Here is a 15,765-nt window from a genome sequence, read left to right on the forward strand (position 1 = left end):
CAGTTTTATTTTTCGGAATTAATAAGTTTTTAACATATCTTTTTAGTGTTATTATTTTTATTAATTTGTGTGGCTATTTGAATTTTAGGCATGATTTATTTGGATAATTTTCAATTTAAGCTGGAATTCCAGTTGAAAGCAAAAAAGCAAACCTTATTCCATGAATTATTATAATTGCAAAAGAAATAATAAAGATGCCAAATTTAAGACGTATAAAAACCGCTCTATAAAAAATCACAACCCTTTATGGAAGTCTTTTGGAATCCTATTTGTTGGGTTGATAATAACTTTTGGTGTTTCTAATTATGTTAGTCAGGAAGAAGAATTTCAGTCTCACAAAGAGTTTGTTTTAGCTTGTAATGAGGCTAAAACAAAAATTTTCCTCCGAATTAATCTACACATACAGTTCTTGATCAATGCTTCTTCCTTTTTTGAAGCTTCTCAATTAGTGACACGAAAAGAGTGGGAACAATTCAATAAATTTTCCACAATGAATGAAAATTTCAAAGGGGTTCAGGGTTTTGGATTTTCAGCTATAGTTAAAAAGGAGCAATTAAAAAAGCACATTCAAGATATTAGAAAAGAAGGGTTTTCGGAATACACAGTTTATCCTAATGACAGCAGAGCTGTCTACACCTCTATAATTTATCTGGAGCCGTTTAATGAACGGAATACTCGCGCTCTTGGTTTTGATATGTTTACAGAACCAGTTAGGCGCAAAGCTATGGAACAAGCCCGAGATTATAAGATGCCGGTTCTTTCAGGTAAAGTAGTGCTGCGTCAGGAAACTCAAAAGGATGTCCAGGCAGGAACATTAATCTATGTTCCTGTATACAAAGATGCGCCATTAAATACAATTGCAGAACGGCGTTCGGCTATCTTGGGGTGGGTTTTTAGTCCTTTTCGAATGGACGATTTAATGAAAAGCATTTTAGGAAGCTGGAATTTAAACAGCGATGAAAATATTCGTTTGAAGGTTTATGACGATGAGATTGTTTCGCAAAACAGCCTATTGTTTGACAGTCATAAAAATAGAATAAAAAACAGCAGTAATACAAGGATTAGAACACGAATACTTCCTATTTTGTTCAATAATAAAAAATGGACTTTGGTGTTTTCACAGCCATTGAGAAGACCATTTTTATTTTCGGCCAAAACACTAATTATTGCAATAGGAGGAACGATAATAAGTTTGTTGTTGTTTGCATTATCCTATTCATTACTGATTACCAAACAGCGTGCAAAAATTATTGCAGGACGATTAAGTTTGGACTTGTCAATTAAAAATCAGGAATATGAAAGGATAAATAATTCACTTAAAAAGAACTATAAAAAATTAATTTCATCTAAAGAAAAACTAAAAGAGACAAACAAAGAATTGCAGAAAGCCAAAGTAAAAGCTGAAGAAAGCGACCAATTAAAATCAGCTTTTCTTGCTAATATGAGCCACGAAATTAGAACCCCAATGAATGGGATAATGGGTTTTGCCGAATTATTGAAAGAAGCCAATCTTAGCAGTGAGGAGCAGAAAGATTATATTGAAATTATTGAAAAAAGCGGTACTCGTTTGCTCAATATTATTAATGATATTGTTGATATTTCAAAAATTGAGGCTGGGCAGATGAATGTTGTTTTTTCTGGAACAAACATTGATGAGCAACTGGAATACATACAAACTTTTTTTAAGCCTGAAACCCAAGATAAGGGAGTGCTCCTTCTTCTAAAAAGGCCTTTGGCTGAAGATGAAACTATAATTCGGACAGATCGGGAAAAACTTTATGCCATTCTTATCAATCTTGTTAAAAATGCCATCAAGTACACTTTCAAAGGAATTATAGAATTTGGGTACGAAAGAAAGGATAATTATATTGAATTCTTTGTGAAAGATACTGGAATAGGAATTTCAAAAGACAGACACCAAGCTATATTTGAACGTTTTATTCAAGCAGATTTCAATGATAAAATGGCACGGCAAGGTGCTGGTTTGGGTTTGTCTATAGCAAAAGCCTATGTAGAACTGCTTGGTGGCAAAATTTGGGTAGAAAGTGAACCCGAAAAAGGTTCAATATTTTATTTTACAATTCCCTGCATGATGAAATTGGAAGAAAACAGCTGTACGGGGATTAATGGGTTAGCAAATCAAGATGATTGTCAGATAGAAAAACTAAAAATACTGATTGCTGAGGACGATAAAATATCAAGAATATTAATACTAAAGGTTTTAAATTCATTCAGCAAAGAAATACTAATTGCTAAAACTGGAATTGAAGCCGTACAAATTTGCCGAAAAAATCCAGATATTGATTTAGTTTTGATTGATATGCAAATGCCTCAAATGAATGGATATGAAGCGACAAAGAAAATAAGAAAATTCAATGAAAATGTAATTATTTTGGCACAAACAGCTTTTGCGCTTGAAGGCGATAAAGAAAAAACAATAGAAGCCGGATGCAATGGATATATTTCGAAACCAATTAAAAAAGATGAATTGTCAAGATTAATAAAGCACTATTTTGGTAAATGTCAAAAAATGAGCTAGTTATTTGAGAACCCAGTTGTGATTTTGTTTTCAATTTATAAATTGGTTTTAATAAAGGAATAGTCCAAGGCGGTGGTTGTTTTGTCGCTCAAAATGAGTTTTTCTATAGAAGTTTTTGAGTGGTCAAATTCTGGCAAAGGTAATTTTAATTCAGTTGCTTTTTGTGTATAGTAGGTTTCTCTTGTGGGATGAAATGGGCTTACGCCATTGTAAATTTTGTCCCAAGATTTTAGTTCAATTATTTTTAGGATAATGCCAACACAATCCTCTTGGTGAATAAAATTGATACAGGCATTTGGGTTTTCAAGGTTTTTTTTTCCAGCCAAGAATTTAACCGGATTGCGGTCTTCGCCAATGAGTCCGCCAAAACGCAGAATTGTGGTTTCGAAATTGGAGTTGTTCTGTAAAAGTGATTCTGCTTCCAGCAATTGTTTACCGCTTTCTGTATCTGGCTCTGGAAGCGTATCTTCGGTTATCGTTCCGTCGACTTTGCCATAAACTGATGTCGAACTCACAAAGAGAACATTTTGTATCGCCGATTTTTCTATATCCGAAATCAAAGTTTTTATTTTTTCTACAAATATCTTTTCTTCCACATTCGAAGAATCATTATTTTTTCCTCTCAATTGAGGCGGAATATTGATTATCAAAGTTTCACTTCCATCGAGAAAGTCATTGATAGCACCCGTTATTCTTTTGCTGTCAAGCGCAACCAAAAAAGGGTCAATACCTTCAGCCTTTAATCCTAAAATTTTTTCTTCGGAGGTTGTTGAGCCTTTTACGGAAAATCCATTTACCAGTAAGGCTTTCGCCAATGGAAAGCCTAGCCAACCGCAGCCTAATATGCTTATTTGTTTCATTTTATTCTTGATGATGTTTTACAAATCCAGAAAAAAGCGCACTTTGTCTTTTCCTGTTCCGCCTATTCGACGGTAAAATTTTATGGTTCTCTCGTTGAATTTAGGAGTTTGCCATTGTATGTTGATGCAATTTTTTGCTATTGCAATTTGTTTTAATTTTTCGATTAAGGCTTCGCCAATTCCAAAACCTCGTGCTTCTTCTTCAAGATATAAACAGTCCATGTACATAAATGAAGCTGCATTCCAAGTTGAAAAATCAATAGTGTAAGTAGTATAGCCTACAACAGTTTTATTGGCTTCGACAACCAAACAAAATAATTTGGGCTGATTACTAAATAAAGCGTTTTTAAGTCTTTCTTCTTTCCCAATCGGGTCAAAAGAGGCTTCTTCGTAATCAGCATGTTTTTGGCATAAATCTAAAACTGTACTTACATCTGTTGGCAGGCAATTGCGAATTAAATATTCCATTGAAGATTAATTTCGGTTTGTAAAAAGCCAATGAAATGATTGAAATAATCCGGATATTCTTTTTCGGCTCTAATGGCTATGAAATGTTTTCTTTTTAGTCCGTTTTTGCCAATTTTTACAGCTTTTATTGGGCTGTTTTTTAGATAAGGCTGCAACGCCCATTTGGCCATAGACATGACACCCATATTTGCTTTGACCATTTCGATAGAAGCTTCGGTAAGGGGCAATGGCGTTATTTTTTTCGGACTTATTTTGGCTGGTGCCAAAACGAATTGATGAATAGTTACGGTTTCCAAAGGCAAGGAATGAATAATCAGATGTTCATGGGTAAAATCTTCGGCAACCACATGTTTTTTATTCGCCCAAGGATGCTCTTCAGAAACGGCCATCACCACTTCGTCCTGAAAAAGTTCCAGGTATTTTATTCTGTCATCTTTGATTTGGTCACTTACAATCCCAATATCGATTACATTATCCAGAAGTTTTTGCAGCGGATAATGAGTAGCTTCGGTAACGATTTTTAATTCAATATTTGGATACAAATCATGAAATTGCTTGATTACTGAAGGCAGCCAATGGTAACTGGAAAAGCATTCGGTACTGATTCTTATTTCGCCAAATTCTCCAAATACCATTTGCTTGATCTGAAGTTCTGTCTCCGAAAGTTTATCGAGAATTTCATTGGCAATTTCATATAATTTCTCGCCGGCTTTGGTCAGAATCAATTTTTTATTTGTTCTCAAAAATATTTTGGTACCCAATTGATATTCGGCTTCTTTGAGCTGATGGCTTAGTGCCGATTGTGTCAGATGAAGTTTGTCTATCGCCTTTGTGATGCTCCCTTCTTCGACAATCGCTTTAATCAATCTTAAATGTCTGATTTCCATTTTTGAGAATTGTTTTCACAAAGGAACAAAATTTATGCTTGGATTTAGATGAAAAGAATTCATCAGATACATGAATTCTTTTCGTTTTTATTAGAAATGCAGTTGTCTTAATTTTGGATTAGCATTAAATCTAAAAAAATTAGGCATGGAAGAACAAATAAAATATTATGAAAACAAATTAGCATTCGAAATGGATCCTTCTGATTTATTTGACGCATTAAACAATGGAGAAAAGGTAATCGCTCTCGATGCCCGAAAAGCTTTTGGATTTGAAACTGAACATATTCCCAATGCAATTAATATTCCGCATCGCGAAATGAGTCCGGAAACTACCAGCCATTTGGATAAAGAAGTTTTGTATGTAACGTATTGTGATGGAATAGGTTGTAATGCTTCAACTAAAGGAGCTTTGAATATGACCAAATTGGGTTTTAAAGTAAAAGAATTAATAGGAGGAATCGAGTGGTGGAAATTTGATGGTTACGCTACGGAGGGAACTCAAGGAAATAAAGAAGGATTAAAATTTGAATGCGCTTGTTAAAACATAAAAAGCATTGCAAAAGTTATTTTGCAATGCTTTTCCTCTGAGTATTTATGTAAAATTAAATCTACTTTTGAAAACAGTTATTCTCTTTTAATCTCATGCTCTACGAATTCTTCCAGAACAGCAAACATTTCATCTACAGTAAGGATTTCTGTATCAGGATGGGATTTTAAGAAATTGGCATTTAGTTCGACTAAATTTTCTTCTATCTCGAAAAAAGTATCATTGTTCAGCAGATCTCTAATTGGGTTTACGCCTTCAAGTTTGCTTTTGAAGAATTTTTCCCGTTTGACACTGCTCATTAGTTTTGTTTTTTTGCATTGCTGCTGAAACAATTCCAAATGTTTTTCGGCACCAAGCAATTGCAGACCTTCTTCGATAAGTTCATTCAATTCGGTATTCCAACGGGAATTATAAACAAATTGAGCAAAATTACCTTCAGTGCATTGGGAAACGTAATAATCTAAATAATAACTCATCAAGGCATCTTCATGAATCAAGTCATCATCTACTTTTTCTTCGCGCATTAGATTGATTACTGAAATATTAGAGTTGATAATGTCTTGAGGATTTTCGCTTTTTGACGCGGTTTCTGAAATAATGATTCTGCCGAATTCCATGTGGATTTGTATTTATATAATAAGCTGCAAAATTGCACCAAATAATAGTGCTAAAACACAACTGATTTTGTTTTTTATCAAATAAAAACTATTTATTAAACAAAAAAAAGTAAAATCTTACTTTTTAAATTAATCTTCAAACCGCATACTTTAATAAATTCACTAGTTTTGTTATAATAATTGCTATTTAAATAACCAATGTAGCCTATGAAAAATCTTTCATTATTAATAATGCTTGGGCTTCTTTTTAGCTTAACTTCTTTAACAAAAAAAAGCAATCCCAAAGATGAGGGCTGGATAAATTTATTGGACAGCAATCTAAGCAAATGGGAAATGTACCTGAGTTATAAACACCAGAACGGGTATTCTGGCAAGATTCCAACGGATGCTAGCGGCAAGGAAATCCTGCCAATTGGCTATAACAAAAACGTAAATAATATGTTTTCGGTAATTCAGGAAAACAAGCAGCCTGTACTCAAAGTTTCGGGGGAATATTATGGTTGTGTTTTTACTAAAGAAAAATTTAAAAATTATCGCTTAAAGCTAAAAGTAAAGTTTGGCACCAAAAAATGGGAGCCTAGAACAGACAAACTCATGGATGCTGGCGTACTCTATCACTCACAAGGGGAAGCGGGCGCAGACTATTGGCGTGCATGGATGCTGTCGCAAGAATTTCAAGTTATGGAAGGGCATTTTGGAGATTATTGGAACATTGCCAATGCTGCTATCGACATTAGAGCGTATCTTCCAGAAGGCACAATGAATGCTGTGGCAGACGAAAGCCAGAATTTTATACCATTCGGTGCTCACACAATAAACACAGGTTTTTGCATGCGAAAAATGAGAGCTGAAACACCTAATAATGGTTGGACAGAAATAGAATTAGTTTGTTTCGAAGGCAAAAGCCTCCATATAATTAATGGCAAAGTGGTAATGGTTTTGCAAAATTCCCGTTATTTTGACGGCAAAGAATTTCAGCCCTTAGTCGAAGGAAAAATTCAATTGCAGAGTGAGGCTGGAGAGATTTTCTACAAAGGCATTAAAATAAAACCTATAAATAAAATGCCTGCTGAATTTGAAAAATTATTTTAGGCAAACGCTATTGGTATCCGGTCATTATTATCTTGATTATCCATTCTTAAAAAAACGGAAATGATTTTTAAGTCATTTCCGTTTCATATACTAAAAGATACAGAATCTAACATCAGAATAAATGTTATCTGATGTAAACCGAGACAGCGTTGCCATTCTTTAGTTTTAATTCATTAACTGTTAGATTAACAATGTCATAAGTTGTACTTGCGCCATTTATAACCAGTGTCACTTTACTGTCTCCTCTGGAATAAGTTCCTGACTGAGTTGTTAATGCACAAGGACTAACAGTAGAACTATAATCTCCTGAAATTAATGTATTATCAATTTTTAGGTTAATAAAGTCATGATCACAGCCAGGTGTGTTTTGAGGCGGATCAGACAATGTTTCAACACCATTAATGCTGGTACCCACTTTTACAATACTCCATTTCCCTTCTATAGGAGCCAATGTATCTCCTTCGTTTTCATCATTAGAATTACAAGACGTTGCAAATAATCCGATGCTTAACAAGAATGCAATTAATATGCTTTTAGTTTTCATGTCTCTTTTTTTTAAAATTAATAATGGCTAAATTAGCTTTAGACTGCATGGTGACCGTTACATAATTATTGAAAATAGTTGCATTATTGTTATCATGAAATTGCAAAACACAATGATATGGGATTTAAATTATGACTTACTGGCCTAAATGTTTTTCAATGTTCTTGGTTAATTCGCTAGCTTTTTGCGTGCCAATTAAGATTTTTTCGCCGTTTTTTAATTCAATCGCTAGTCCAGTATTTCCTTTGGTATTATAAACAGTCCCATAAGAGGTAAATAGACGAACTCCATAGCCCACAAACTTATATTTTATAACTGCTGCTGATTTTATATCTTCCCATTGAAATGTTTTTTTTGCCAATGGAGTAAACGTAATACGTATTTCTTTTTTGTCAATTTCTGTTTCTAGTTTCATGTACAAGAAAAAAACTATCAGTCCGAACGGAATTAGTGTAAAGAAAATTAATCCAATATCAGACATAGGTTTATTTCCAAAAGGCACCCCTTTAATTAATTGGCTGAAAAGACCATAAACTTGGAAAATCCCAAGCCCAATTAAAAATAACCATAACCACCATTGGGTGAATTTTTGTTTTTCTTTGAATATTGTTTCCATTGTACTGTTGATTTTAAAGTATTTCAAATATAGTCTTTTCGAATATAAAATCCGCATGGTTCTGGTATTGGCTAAGTTTCTTTAAAAAGCGGATTCTGTGTTGATTTGCTTAGAAAGCGTTTAAAACAAAATCATTGATTATATTTGATAACTAATAGAATTTGAAATGAAAAAAAGCCTTTTGCTGATAGTACAGATTTTGATGATTTCGGCTTATGCCCAAAAAAGCACAAGCCAAACATTAAATATTGCTCAACTTGAGCAAAAGATGACGGCAAAGAAAATGAACCTGAGCGTTAATCCAAATACGCTAAACTATGATGTGACCTATCAAAAATTGGAATTTACTGTAGATCCAACCAAATATTTTATTTCAGGAATCGTGACCAGCACTATTACTGCGCTGTCTGATCTTTCTACCGTGACTTTTGATTTAACTAATAAGCTGACAGTAATTACCGTTGTTCAAAATGGAGTATCAATAGGCTTTGTACAAAATGCCAATAATGAATTAGTCATTACTTTGCCAGCCATTTTAAATTCGGGGGCTTCAACAACAGTTGAAATTCGGTATTCGGGCACTCCTCCCATTGGCCAGGAAGCTTTTATCACGACTGTTCATAACGCTTCTCCTATTTTATATACTTTATCGGAACCTTACGGTGCCCGCGATTGGTGGCCATGTAAACAGGATTTAAATGATAAAATTGACGCAATCGATGTTTACATTACGGCGCCTTTACAATATGTAAGTGTTTCCAATGGTATTGAACCGGAAGTCCCAGTAATTAATGGAGTCAGTAAAACTACTCATTTTCATCATAGCTACCCAATTCCTGCTTATCTGGTTGCCATAGCTGTGACTAATTATAGTGTATATAATCAACAAGGAGGAACTGCACCCAACAAATATCCAATAATCAACTATATCTATCCCGAAACTTTGGCGTCGGTAAAAACACAATTAGATCAAACTCCATTGATTTTAAATTTATACGAAAGCCTTTTTGAAATATACCCTTTTCATGCTGAGAAATACGGACATGCTCAGTTTGAATGGAATGGCGGAATGGAACACACTACTGTTTCTTTTATGAATAGTTTTGAAAGAGACTTAATAGCACATGAAATGGCTCACCAATGGTTTGGCGACAAAATCACTTGCGGCACTTGGAATGATATTTGGCTCAACGAAGGTTTTGCTACTTATGCTGCTTCACTGGTAATCGAAAACTTTGACGGTAAAAATGCTTTTATTTCAGAAAAGAATAAAATGATAAGTAACATTGTTTCCAAAACCAATGGAGCCGTCTATTTGACAGATGCTGAACTTTCGGATGTTGACAGAATTTTCAGCTCCCGATTAACTTATGACAAAGGAGCAATGGTAATCAATATGCTCCGTTTTAAAATGGGAGATGCTTTGTTTTTTCAAGGAATAAAAAATTATTTAAAAGACTTGAATCTTGCCTATAAGTATGCAAAAACTGCTGACTTGCAATCGCATTTGGAAGCAGTTTACGGTAATAGTCTGGCCGAATTTTTTAATGATTGGATTTACAGACAGGGCTATCCAACTTACAATATTTCTGTTCAAAATTTAGGTGGTGATCAAGCTAAATTCACAATCAGCCAAACGCAATCGGATGCTTCAGTTTCCTTTTTTGAGATGCCCGTCCCTATTAGGATTTTTGGGACAGGAGGGCAGCAATTGGATTTGGTTTTGAATAATACGTTTAATGGAGAAGTTTTTACAGAAAACGTCCCTTTTACGATTACAAGCATCACATTTGATCCTGAAAAAAATATTATTTCCAAAGGCAATACTATAACTTTATCTTCCAGAAAATTTGAATTGACTGCATCACAATTATACCTAAATCCAATCAATAATATTCTTTCACTTGACATTCCTAGCGGCATAACTGTCGAAAAAATACAATTTTACAATATGGCCGGCCAAAAAATAAAAACAACAAATACTGTTACCAGCTGGGATGTGAGTTCATGGGCTTCGGGTGTTTATTTGATGAAAGTAAAAACAGATGTTGGCTCACAGCAATTAAAATTTATAAAGCGATAACTGTTTCGTAAAGCTTTATAAAGAAAAAAACACAGAGATTCGCAAAGGGTTATAAATTATTCTTTGTAATCTCTGTGTTTTTTTGTGTATCTCTGCGAGAGAACTTTTACCGTAAACTATCCTTCACCATCTTTAAACTATCTGCCAATTCCGGTTTTACTGTCGCAGGATTTACAACAGACACAACGAATTTCGGAGTTTGTTTTAATTTTTGGGTAATGATTATTGCATCATTCAATACAAAAGGCGTTGGCATCATCCAGTCTTCTCTTGGAGTCATGCTAAACAACTGATTAGTCATCAAGTCAAAAGAGCTTTCCATGACATGCATATCTAGAACAGTGGCTCTGTTGATGGTGAATTGCAATACAAGCGGTTCGTTATTGACAACATAATAACTCAATAGTTTTTTGCCGTTTCTTTCCAATTCGGTTCCTTGTTGTCCCAAAGTGGTTACGCCATTGGCTTTGAAATTGTAAAATCTCATAATTTCATTTGCAAAAACATCATAGCGGTTGACCTTTCGGTTTGGAGTAATCTGTATTTTCAAATATCTTTTGAAACCGACTACGCTGTCTTTTAGAAAAGTAATGGTTGGTTTTGGTATCTCTTTGTTTGGCGCTTCGGAAGCATAAGTGAACTCCGAATTGTATTTGCTAGTGAGCTTCAAATCATTGAATATTTTTGCGCCTTTTGGTTTTTCTCCCAGATAGCCTTTTGTCCAAGAATCCAGATTGGTATCGTAAGTTAACCAATATGCTTTGTTAGTATCAGCATTATAGAGATAGACCAAACTGTTGGATTTGGCTTCGCCCGATTCGTAACCCGAATGATATTGCGCTTTCGCTAAAAATAGAACAGATGTTAAGAAGAACAATAATGACCAGCTTCCTTTTTTGGTGAAAGCTCCAAAAACCGGCAACAGCAATACAAATGCCAAAACCGTCAAAACTGCGCTTCCAAACAGTACTTTCAATCCTAAACCTACAGGGAACATTTGAATAAACGGAGCAATAATCAACAAGGCTGGAATGCCGCAAATGAGGTTTACAATCCAATTGGATCTTTGGCTAAATACAAAAACGGCAAAAGATATCAGTCCAAAATACACTGGAATAATCAGGAATCCTGCACCTGGGAGACTGTTGGCAAGAAAACCATTCAGCACAATCCAAAAGATTAGCGGAATCACATAATGGTTCATCGTTACTTTTGGCTTCGAGGCTATCTGATAAAAGAAAAAACAAATAGAAACGCTCAGCAATATAAAGGCCGCAATATAATCATGTCCGTTGTATGTAAATCCGTTGAGCAAATCATTATACTGCGGATTCAGCAGCAGTAACCCTTTCCAGCCGTAGTAACTAATCAATCCAGTGAAAATTAAAGCTCCCAAAAAAGGGAAAAAGCCTTTCATAATATCGTTTAGTTTCAGCATTCTTTTGACTTTACCCAAAAACACCAATATGATAAGAAGTCCTGCAGCAATAAGTGTCATAGGCATTACCCAGTCAAAAGGATAATTGATGAACGTAAAAGGAATCGTGAAATAAACATCGTCTGCAGTCGAAGCCGTAGCCGTAGCATTTAAATCAGCATTCGAAAAATAATTCAGTAAAGGCATCAGATAAGAACCTTGATGTTTCAACGTACTTTTGTCTAAATGAGCTATATCATCCTGTTGTGTATGGTAATTAAAATGACCATCGATAAAAGCAAAATTAAATCCCTGAATATCGCCTTGTTCTCTAAAAACTGTTAAGTCGGTATCATTTGGAAGCATTTTGTAAATGCTGTACATTAGTGAATTCGAAACTGGATAGGTTACTCCAGCTTTAGCAAATTCCTTTACCAAACCGGCATTTCCTTTGTTGGTTTCCATCAGCATATAGCTCGGTCCCGAAGAACCTCTGGCTTCAAAATTCAAGACCAGTCCAACTTCCTTGGCCCATTGATGTTGGGTTACAAAAAGTGCCGCGCCGTTCAATTCCAATTCCTCTGCGTCGGTAAATAGAATGATAATATCATTTTTGTTTTTAGTTTTGGCATTCAAAAAAGCGCGAACTCCTTCCAGAATGGTAGCCACACCCGAGGCATCGTCACTCGCCCCGCGCGAAAACGAATGCGGTGCACTGTCATAATGAGAGAGCAGGAGCAAAGCTTTGCCGTTTGTACTGCCTTCAATTCGGCACATGATATTTTTGGATTTTACAAGATTCCCCCAATCACTCAACGTAAAACCTTCCTGAACCGTTGTTTCCAATCCCAGTTTTTGCAGTTCCTTGATGATATAACTGGCAACGGCCTCGTGGTTTTTGGCGCCTACATAATGCGGTTCTTTGGTCATCGCCGTAATATGTTCCAAGGCCCTGCTAGTCGAAAACTCCGTAACTTTTTTGTCCTCATCTGGCGACCAGGAAGGCATCAGGAAAGCAAATAAAAAGGTCAAAATCCCTGCTATGAGAACAACAGTTATAAGAGAGGAGTAATTTTTTTTCATCATTTGAGGGTATTAAATATCTTTTTTAACTAACATATAATAATCATTCTCCAAAACCATATATCCTTGGTCATACAGGAAATAGTAGGTATTTCCCGATTTGGTATTCAAAACGTTGGTAAAAAACTCAAAGTCAAAACCTTTGCTCATCAGTTTGGCTCGGGTTGTTTTCGATTTTCCTTCCACATTTAGCTCTGACAAAATTCGGTAATTTTTACGCAATTTGTTGTTGATATTGCGCATATAATTAGTGCTGTCCTTATTTATTTTGTTGTTGTAGGCATTCCGGCAGCCATCACTGCAGAATTTCTTGTCTTCGCGTCCCACAATGGGATCTCCACATTCGAGGCAGGTTTTCATACTATCATCGTTTTATGTTTAACATTATTCTTTTTTGGAACGAAACATTAAAATTTATAACAAATTGTTCCATTCATAAATCAAAGATTCCACTTTCTTAGCGTCACAATCATTTACTGGTATATCTTTAAAACCATTTTCAAATCGAATTCATAGTTCTGTGATTTTGTAGATACAATCAAGTAGCAATAAGCAACTATTATTATTTAATAAATATCTTTATAAAAATCTATGCCTAAATTTATTTGTTCTACATCTTCTCTTACTTGGTTAAGAGCATTTATGATTTTTAGTTTTAGTTCGTCACTATAATCTATTTCGTTAATTAGTGACGTTACAATTTCTTGGAGTAAATCTTTTTTAATAAGATTATCTGCTACAGTTACAGCAATATTTTCCATTTCAATAATGAACTTATTTACAAATACATCTAAGCCATTTATTTCTAAAAAAAATGCTCCCATTGCAATTGATGTACGTTTATTCCCATCATTAAAAGCATGAAACTTATTAAATGAAAATACTAAATGAGTTAGCTTTTCTTCAAATGTTGGATAATAATCATCATTTTGAATATGATGAAGGGGACTGTCTATATTGCCAAAATCTTTGATTCCTTCTCGACCACCTGAAATATCAATTATTTTGTCATGTATTTTTATAGCATATTCTGAATTAAAGTATATTAATTTCATAATTAACGGTCTTTTAATCGTTTAAATACTTCTTTATTCTCTTCTAATCTTTTTTCTAATTCCATGCTTTTTTTGCCTAAAAATTTATCGAAATCTTCAGAACTTACTTCATTTATATAATTTTTTAGTTTTTCATGTAGTGCATCTCTAAATACTAAATCACGACTTGCCATTAAGCTTACAGCTTTTTCTTGTAAAGGATTTACAAATGCTTCCATTACTTGTTCAAATTCAGAAAATAATAAATGTGCTTCTGAAAGTGAAAGTTTTTTATTTAGGCTTTCAGATTTAACTTTTAAATAATTAGCAAATCCATTTTCATATGCAGAAACTAAATCCAAGACTTCTGAATACATTGTACTTCGCACACTTTCTTTTGAATTTAGATTTAAAATTTTTCTATATTCTTTAGCGTTCTCTTGGAAAATACTTTTGTAAATTTTATCGGTTAGTTGACTATATTTAAATTTATTTTCAGCGATGTAGAAATCTAATGAGTTTGTAAACTCTTTGCGATAATTATATTCTCTAATGGCACTTGGTAAAAATTCTTCTTCTCGTTGGTTTATATATTTTGTTTTTCCACCAAGCTTTTTATTCAATACATCAATTACAATGTCTAATATGGATGTTCTTAGTTTTTGTGCTTTTTCAGAGCCAGTAAGAAGCATGCCAACATTTAAAAATGCTTTATATGTAAAAATGGATAGTTGTGGTGTTTTTGATAGACTATCTAGTTCACTTTCATTTAATTGTAGCATGTTCACGACATTGATGTCGTGAACATCGTTTTTTTCTTTTGCTGCTCTTACAAAAGCAACAACTTGCTCTTTATAAGTTTTAAGTTTTGATCCTGTATATAACTCATAACCGCTTAATTCTAACTCGGCTTTGTTGTTTTCTAATATGCGGTCAATAGTTCTAATGTCTACATCAAAATATTGAGCAACTTGTTGTTTGGTAAAACGATATTTTCCATCAACTTTAATTCCATAAAAACCAAGTTCTTCATATACTTCTTGTATAGCTATATTGTTGTTCAATATGTTTTTTCTGTCAAGACTAGAATTAGTTAAATCTTTGCTCATCTTTTTTTGTTTATTGTCAAATATAATATATTTCGGAAATCTCTTCTTTGCGATGTATTTGTTCAAATCTCTCAAATATACTCAAAAAATCCCATTTACAAACGGTTACAAACAACTACAACCGAAAGTAAGCAGTTAGTAACCGAATAATTTTTGAAAGCCGTCGCATTTTTGCCCTGTCGAAATGAAACAATGCAATTGCAAATGTCAATTTCAATAAAAAATCATATACACCAATATTTAAATTTTACACGCCATGAAAAACAGAGTACAATTAATCGGAAACGCAGGGAATGATCCAGTAATTAAATCTTTTGAAGGAGGAAAAAAATTAGCCAATTTGAGCATCGCCACTAAAGACAGTTACAAAAACGAAAAAGGAGAACGAGTAGATCACACCGAATGGCACACTGTAGTTGCTTGGGGAAAAACCGCCGAAATCATCGAGAAATTTGTTACCAAAGGCAAACAAATCGCTATAGACGGCAAACTAACCCATAGAAGTTACGATGACAAGAACGGAGAAAAACGCTATATCACCGAAGTGGTTGTAAGTGAGATTATGTTGCTGGGGAAGTAAGGTTTAATTTTGAATTTTTCCCATAAAAAAAGTGTCCGCATTGCGGACACTTTTTTATTTATTGGTCTCAGATTAGGGTCTAAAACCCTGCAATTTATTGCAGTACTTTAGTAATGCGAAAAAATCTTTATCTTTAGATTATGAGTACAGATTTAAGAAAAGGTTCGCACACAGTTAGCAGATTAACATGTCATGTTGTTTGGGTTACTAAGTATAGGTTTAAAGTATTGAAAGGTGATGTTCAAAAGCGTTGCCGTGAGATTTTGATACAGATCTGTGAAGCTGAAGG

16 protein-coding genes are annotated in these 15,765 nt (G+C 34.2%); 6 read left to right on the top strand and 10 right to left on the bottom strand.

Annotated elements, in window-relative coordinates:
* Positions 1-160 precede the first annotated feature (160 nt).
* Entirely contained in the window at positions 161-2,539 is a 2,379-nt protein-coding gene (locus AC1DVP_RS17980; protein WP_477184860.1) for a CHASE domain-containing protein, read from the top strand.
* A 35-nt stretch (positions 2,540-2,574) separates the two neighbouring features.
* On the opposite strand, the gene AC1DVP_RS17985 is transcribed toward AC1DVP_RS17980, so the two are convergent.
* The 3 genes from AC1DVP_RS17985 to AC1DVP_RS17995 are packed head-to-tail and all read right to left on the bottom strand — an operon-like array spanning position 2,575 to position 4,754.
* On the bottom strand, positions 2,575-3,399 hold the full coding sequence (locus AC1DVP_RS17985; RefSeq protein ID WP_477184861.1) for an SDR family oxidoreductase: 825 nt from the start codon (positions 3,397-3,399) through the stop codon (positions 2,575-2,577).
* 18 nt (positions 3,400-3,417) lie between these two features.
* A complete protein-coding gene (locus tag AC1DVP_RS17990; RefSeq protein ID WP_477184862.1) occupies positions 3,418-3,867 on the bottom strand; it encodes an N-acetyltransferase family protein in 450 nt (149 codons plus the stop codon).
* Entirely contained in the window at positions 3,855-4,754 is a 900-nt protein-coding gene (locus AC1DVP_RS17995) for a LysR family transcriptional regulator (RefSeq protein WP_477184863.1), read from the bottom strand. The genes AC1DVP_RS17990 and AC1DVP_RS17995 overlap by 13 nt, the downstream gene beginning before the upstream one ends.
* Positions 4,755-4,899: 145 nt before the next feature.
* On the opposite strand from AC1DVP_RS17995, the gene AC1DVP_RS18000 reads away from it, so the two are divergent.
* Complete coding sequence (locus AC1DVP_RS18000) at positions 4,900-5,295, top strand: rhodanese-like domain-containing protein (protein WP_477184864.1); 396 nt, start codon at positions 4,900-4,902, stop codon at positions 5,293-5,295.
* An 83-nt stretch (positions 5,296-5,378) separates the two neighbouring features.
* Here AC1DVP_RS18000 and AC1DVP_RS18005 read toward each other — a convergent pair whose 3' ends face one another.
* Positions 5,379-5,918 (bottom strand): DMP19 family protein, encoded by a 540-nt coding sequence (locus tag AC1DVP_RS18005; RefSeq protein ID WP_477184865.1) that lies wholly within the window; start codon positions 5,916-5,918, stop codon positions 5,379-5,381.
* A 207-nt stretch (positions 5,919-6,125) separates the two neighbouring features.
* Between AC1DVP_RS18005 and AC1DVP_RS18010 the strand changes: the two genes are divergently transcribed.
* A complete protein-coding gene (locus AC1DVP_RS18010) occupies positions 6,126-7,010 on the top strand; it encodes a 3-keto-disaccharide hydrolase (protein ID WP_477184866.1) in 885 nt (294 codons plus the stop codon).
* Between the two features lie 124 nt (positions 7,011-7,134).
* Here the strand turns inward: AC1DVP_RS18010 and AC1DVP_RS18015 are convergent, their stop codons facing one another.
* Both AC1DVP_RS18015 and AC1DVP_RS18020 read right to left on the bottom strand, forming a co-directional pair.
* On the bottom strand, positions 7,135-7,554 hold the full coding sequence (locus AC1DVP_RS18015; protein WP_477184867.1) for a lipocalin family protein: 420 nt from the start codon (positions 7,552-7,554) through the stop codon (positions 7,135-7,137).
* A gap of 136 nt (positions 7,555-7,690) precedes the next feature.
* Positions 7,691-8,170 (bottom strand): hypothetical protein, encoded by a 480-nt coding sequence (locus AC1DVP_RS18020; protein WP_477184868.1) that lies wholly within the window; start codon positions 8,168-8,170, stop codon positions 7,691-7,693.
* Positions 8,171-8,336: 166 nt separating this feature from the next.
* Here AC1DVP_RS18020 and AC1DVP_RS18025 point away from each other — a divergent pair, with 166 nt between their 5' ends.
* Positions 8,337-10,253, top strand: coding sequence for a M1 family metallopeptidase (locus tag AC1DVP_RS18025; RefSeq protein WP_477184869.1), 1,917 nt, complete (start codon positions 8,337-8,339; stop codon positions 10,251-10,253).
* A gap of 106 nt (positions 10,254-10,359) precedes the next feature.
* Here AC1DVP_RS18025 and AC1DVP_RS18030 read toward each other — a convergent pair whose 3' ends face one another.
* The 4 genes from AC1DVP_RS18030 to AC1DVP_RS18045 form a co-directional block, all read right to left on the bottom strand.
* Positions 10,360-12,756, bottom strand: a complete 2,397-nt coding sequence (locus tag AC1DVP_RS18030; RefSeq protein ID WP_477184870.1) for a M20/M25/M40 family metallo-hydrolase — start codon at positions 12,754-12,756, stop codon at positions 10,360-10,362.
* A gap of 9 nt (positions 12,757-12,765) precedes the next feature.
* The gene (locus tag AC1DVP_RS18035) at positions 12,766-13,113 is read right to left on the bottom strand and encodes a hypothetical protein (RefSeq protein WP_477184871.1); all 348 of its coding nucleotides are present in this window, start codon (positions 13,111-13,113) and stop codon (positions 12,766-12,768) included.
* 206 nt (positions 13,114-13,319) lie between these two features.
* Positions 13,320-13,808 carry a type II toxin-antitoxin system death-on-curing family toxin gene (locus tag AC1DVP_RS18040; protein WP_477184872.1) on the bottom strand — a complete coding sequence of 163 codons (489 nt, stop codon included), beginning with the start codon at positions 13,806-13,808 and terminating at the stop codon, positions 13,320-13,322.
* Between the two features lie 2 nt (positions 13,809-13,810).
* A complete protein-coding gene (locus AC1DVP_RS18045; RefSeq protein ID WP_477184873.1) occupies positions 13,811-14,896 on the bottom strand; it encodes a DNA-binding protein in 1,086 nt (361 codons plus the stop codon).
* Positions 14,897-15,152: 256 nt separating this feature from the next.
* Here AC1DVP_RS18045 and AC1DVP_RS18050 point away from each other — a divergent pair, with 256 nt between their 5' ends.
* Positions 15,153-15,476, top strand: coding sequence for a single-stranded DNA-binding protein (locus tag AC1DVP_RS18050; RefSeq protein WP_477184874.1), 324 nt, complete (start codon positions 15,153-15,155; stop codon positions 15,474-15,476).
* A 140-nt stretch (positions 15,477-15,616) separates the two neighbouring features.
* A partial coding sequence (locus AC1DVP_RS18055; protein WP_477184876.1) for a transposase occupies positions 15,617-15,765 on the top strand: 149 nt, incomplete at its 3' end.

The organism is Flavobacterium sp. P3_A6 (genome assembly GCF_056403035.1).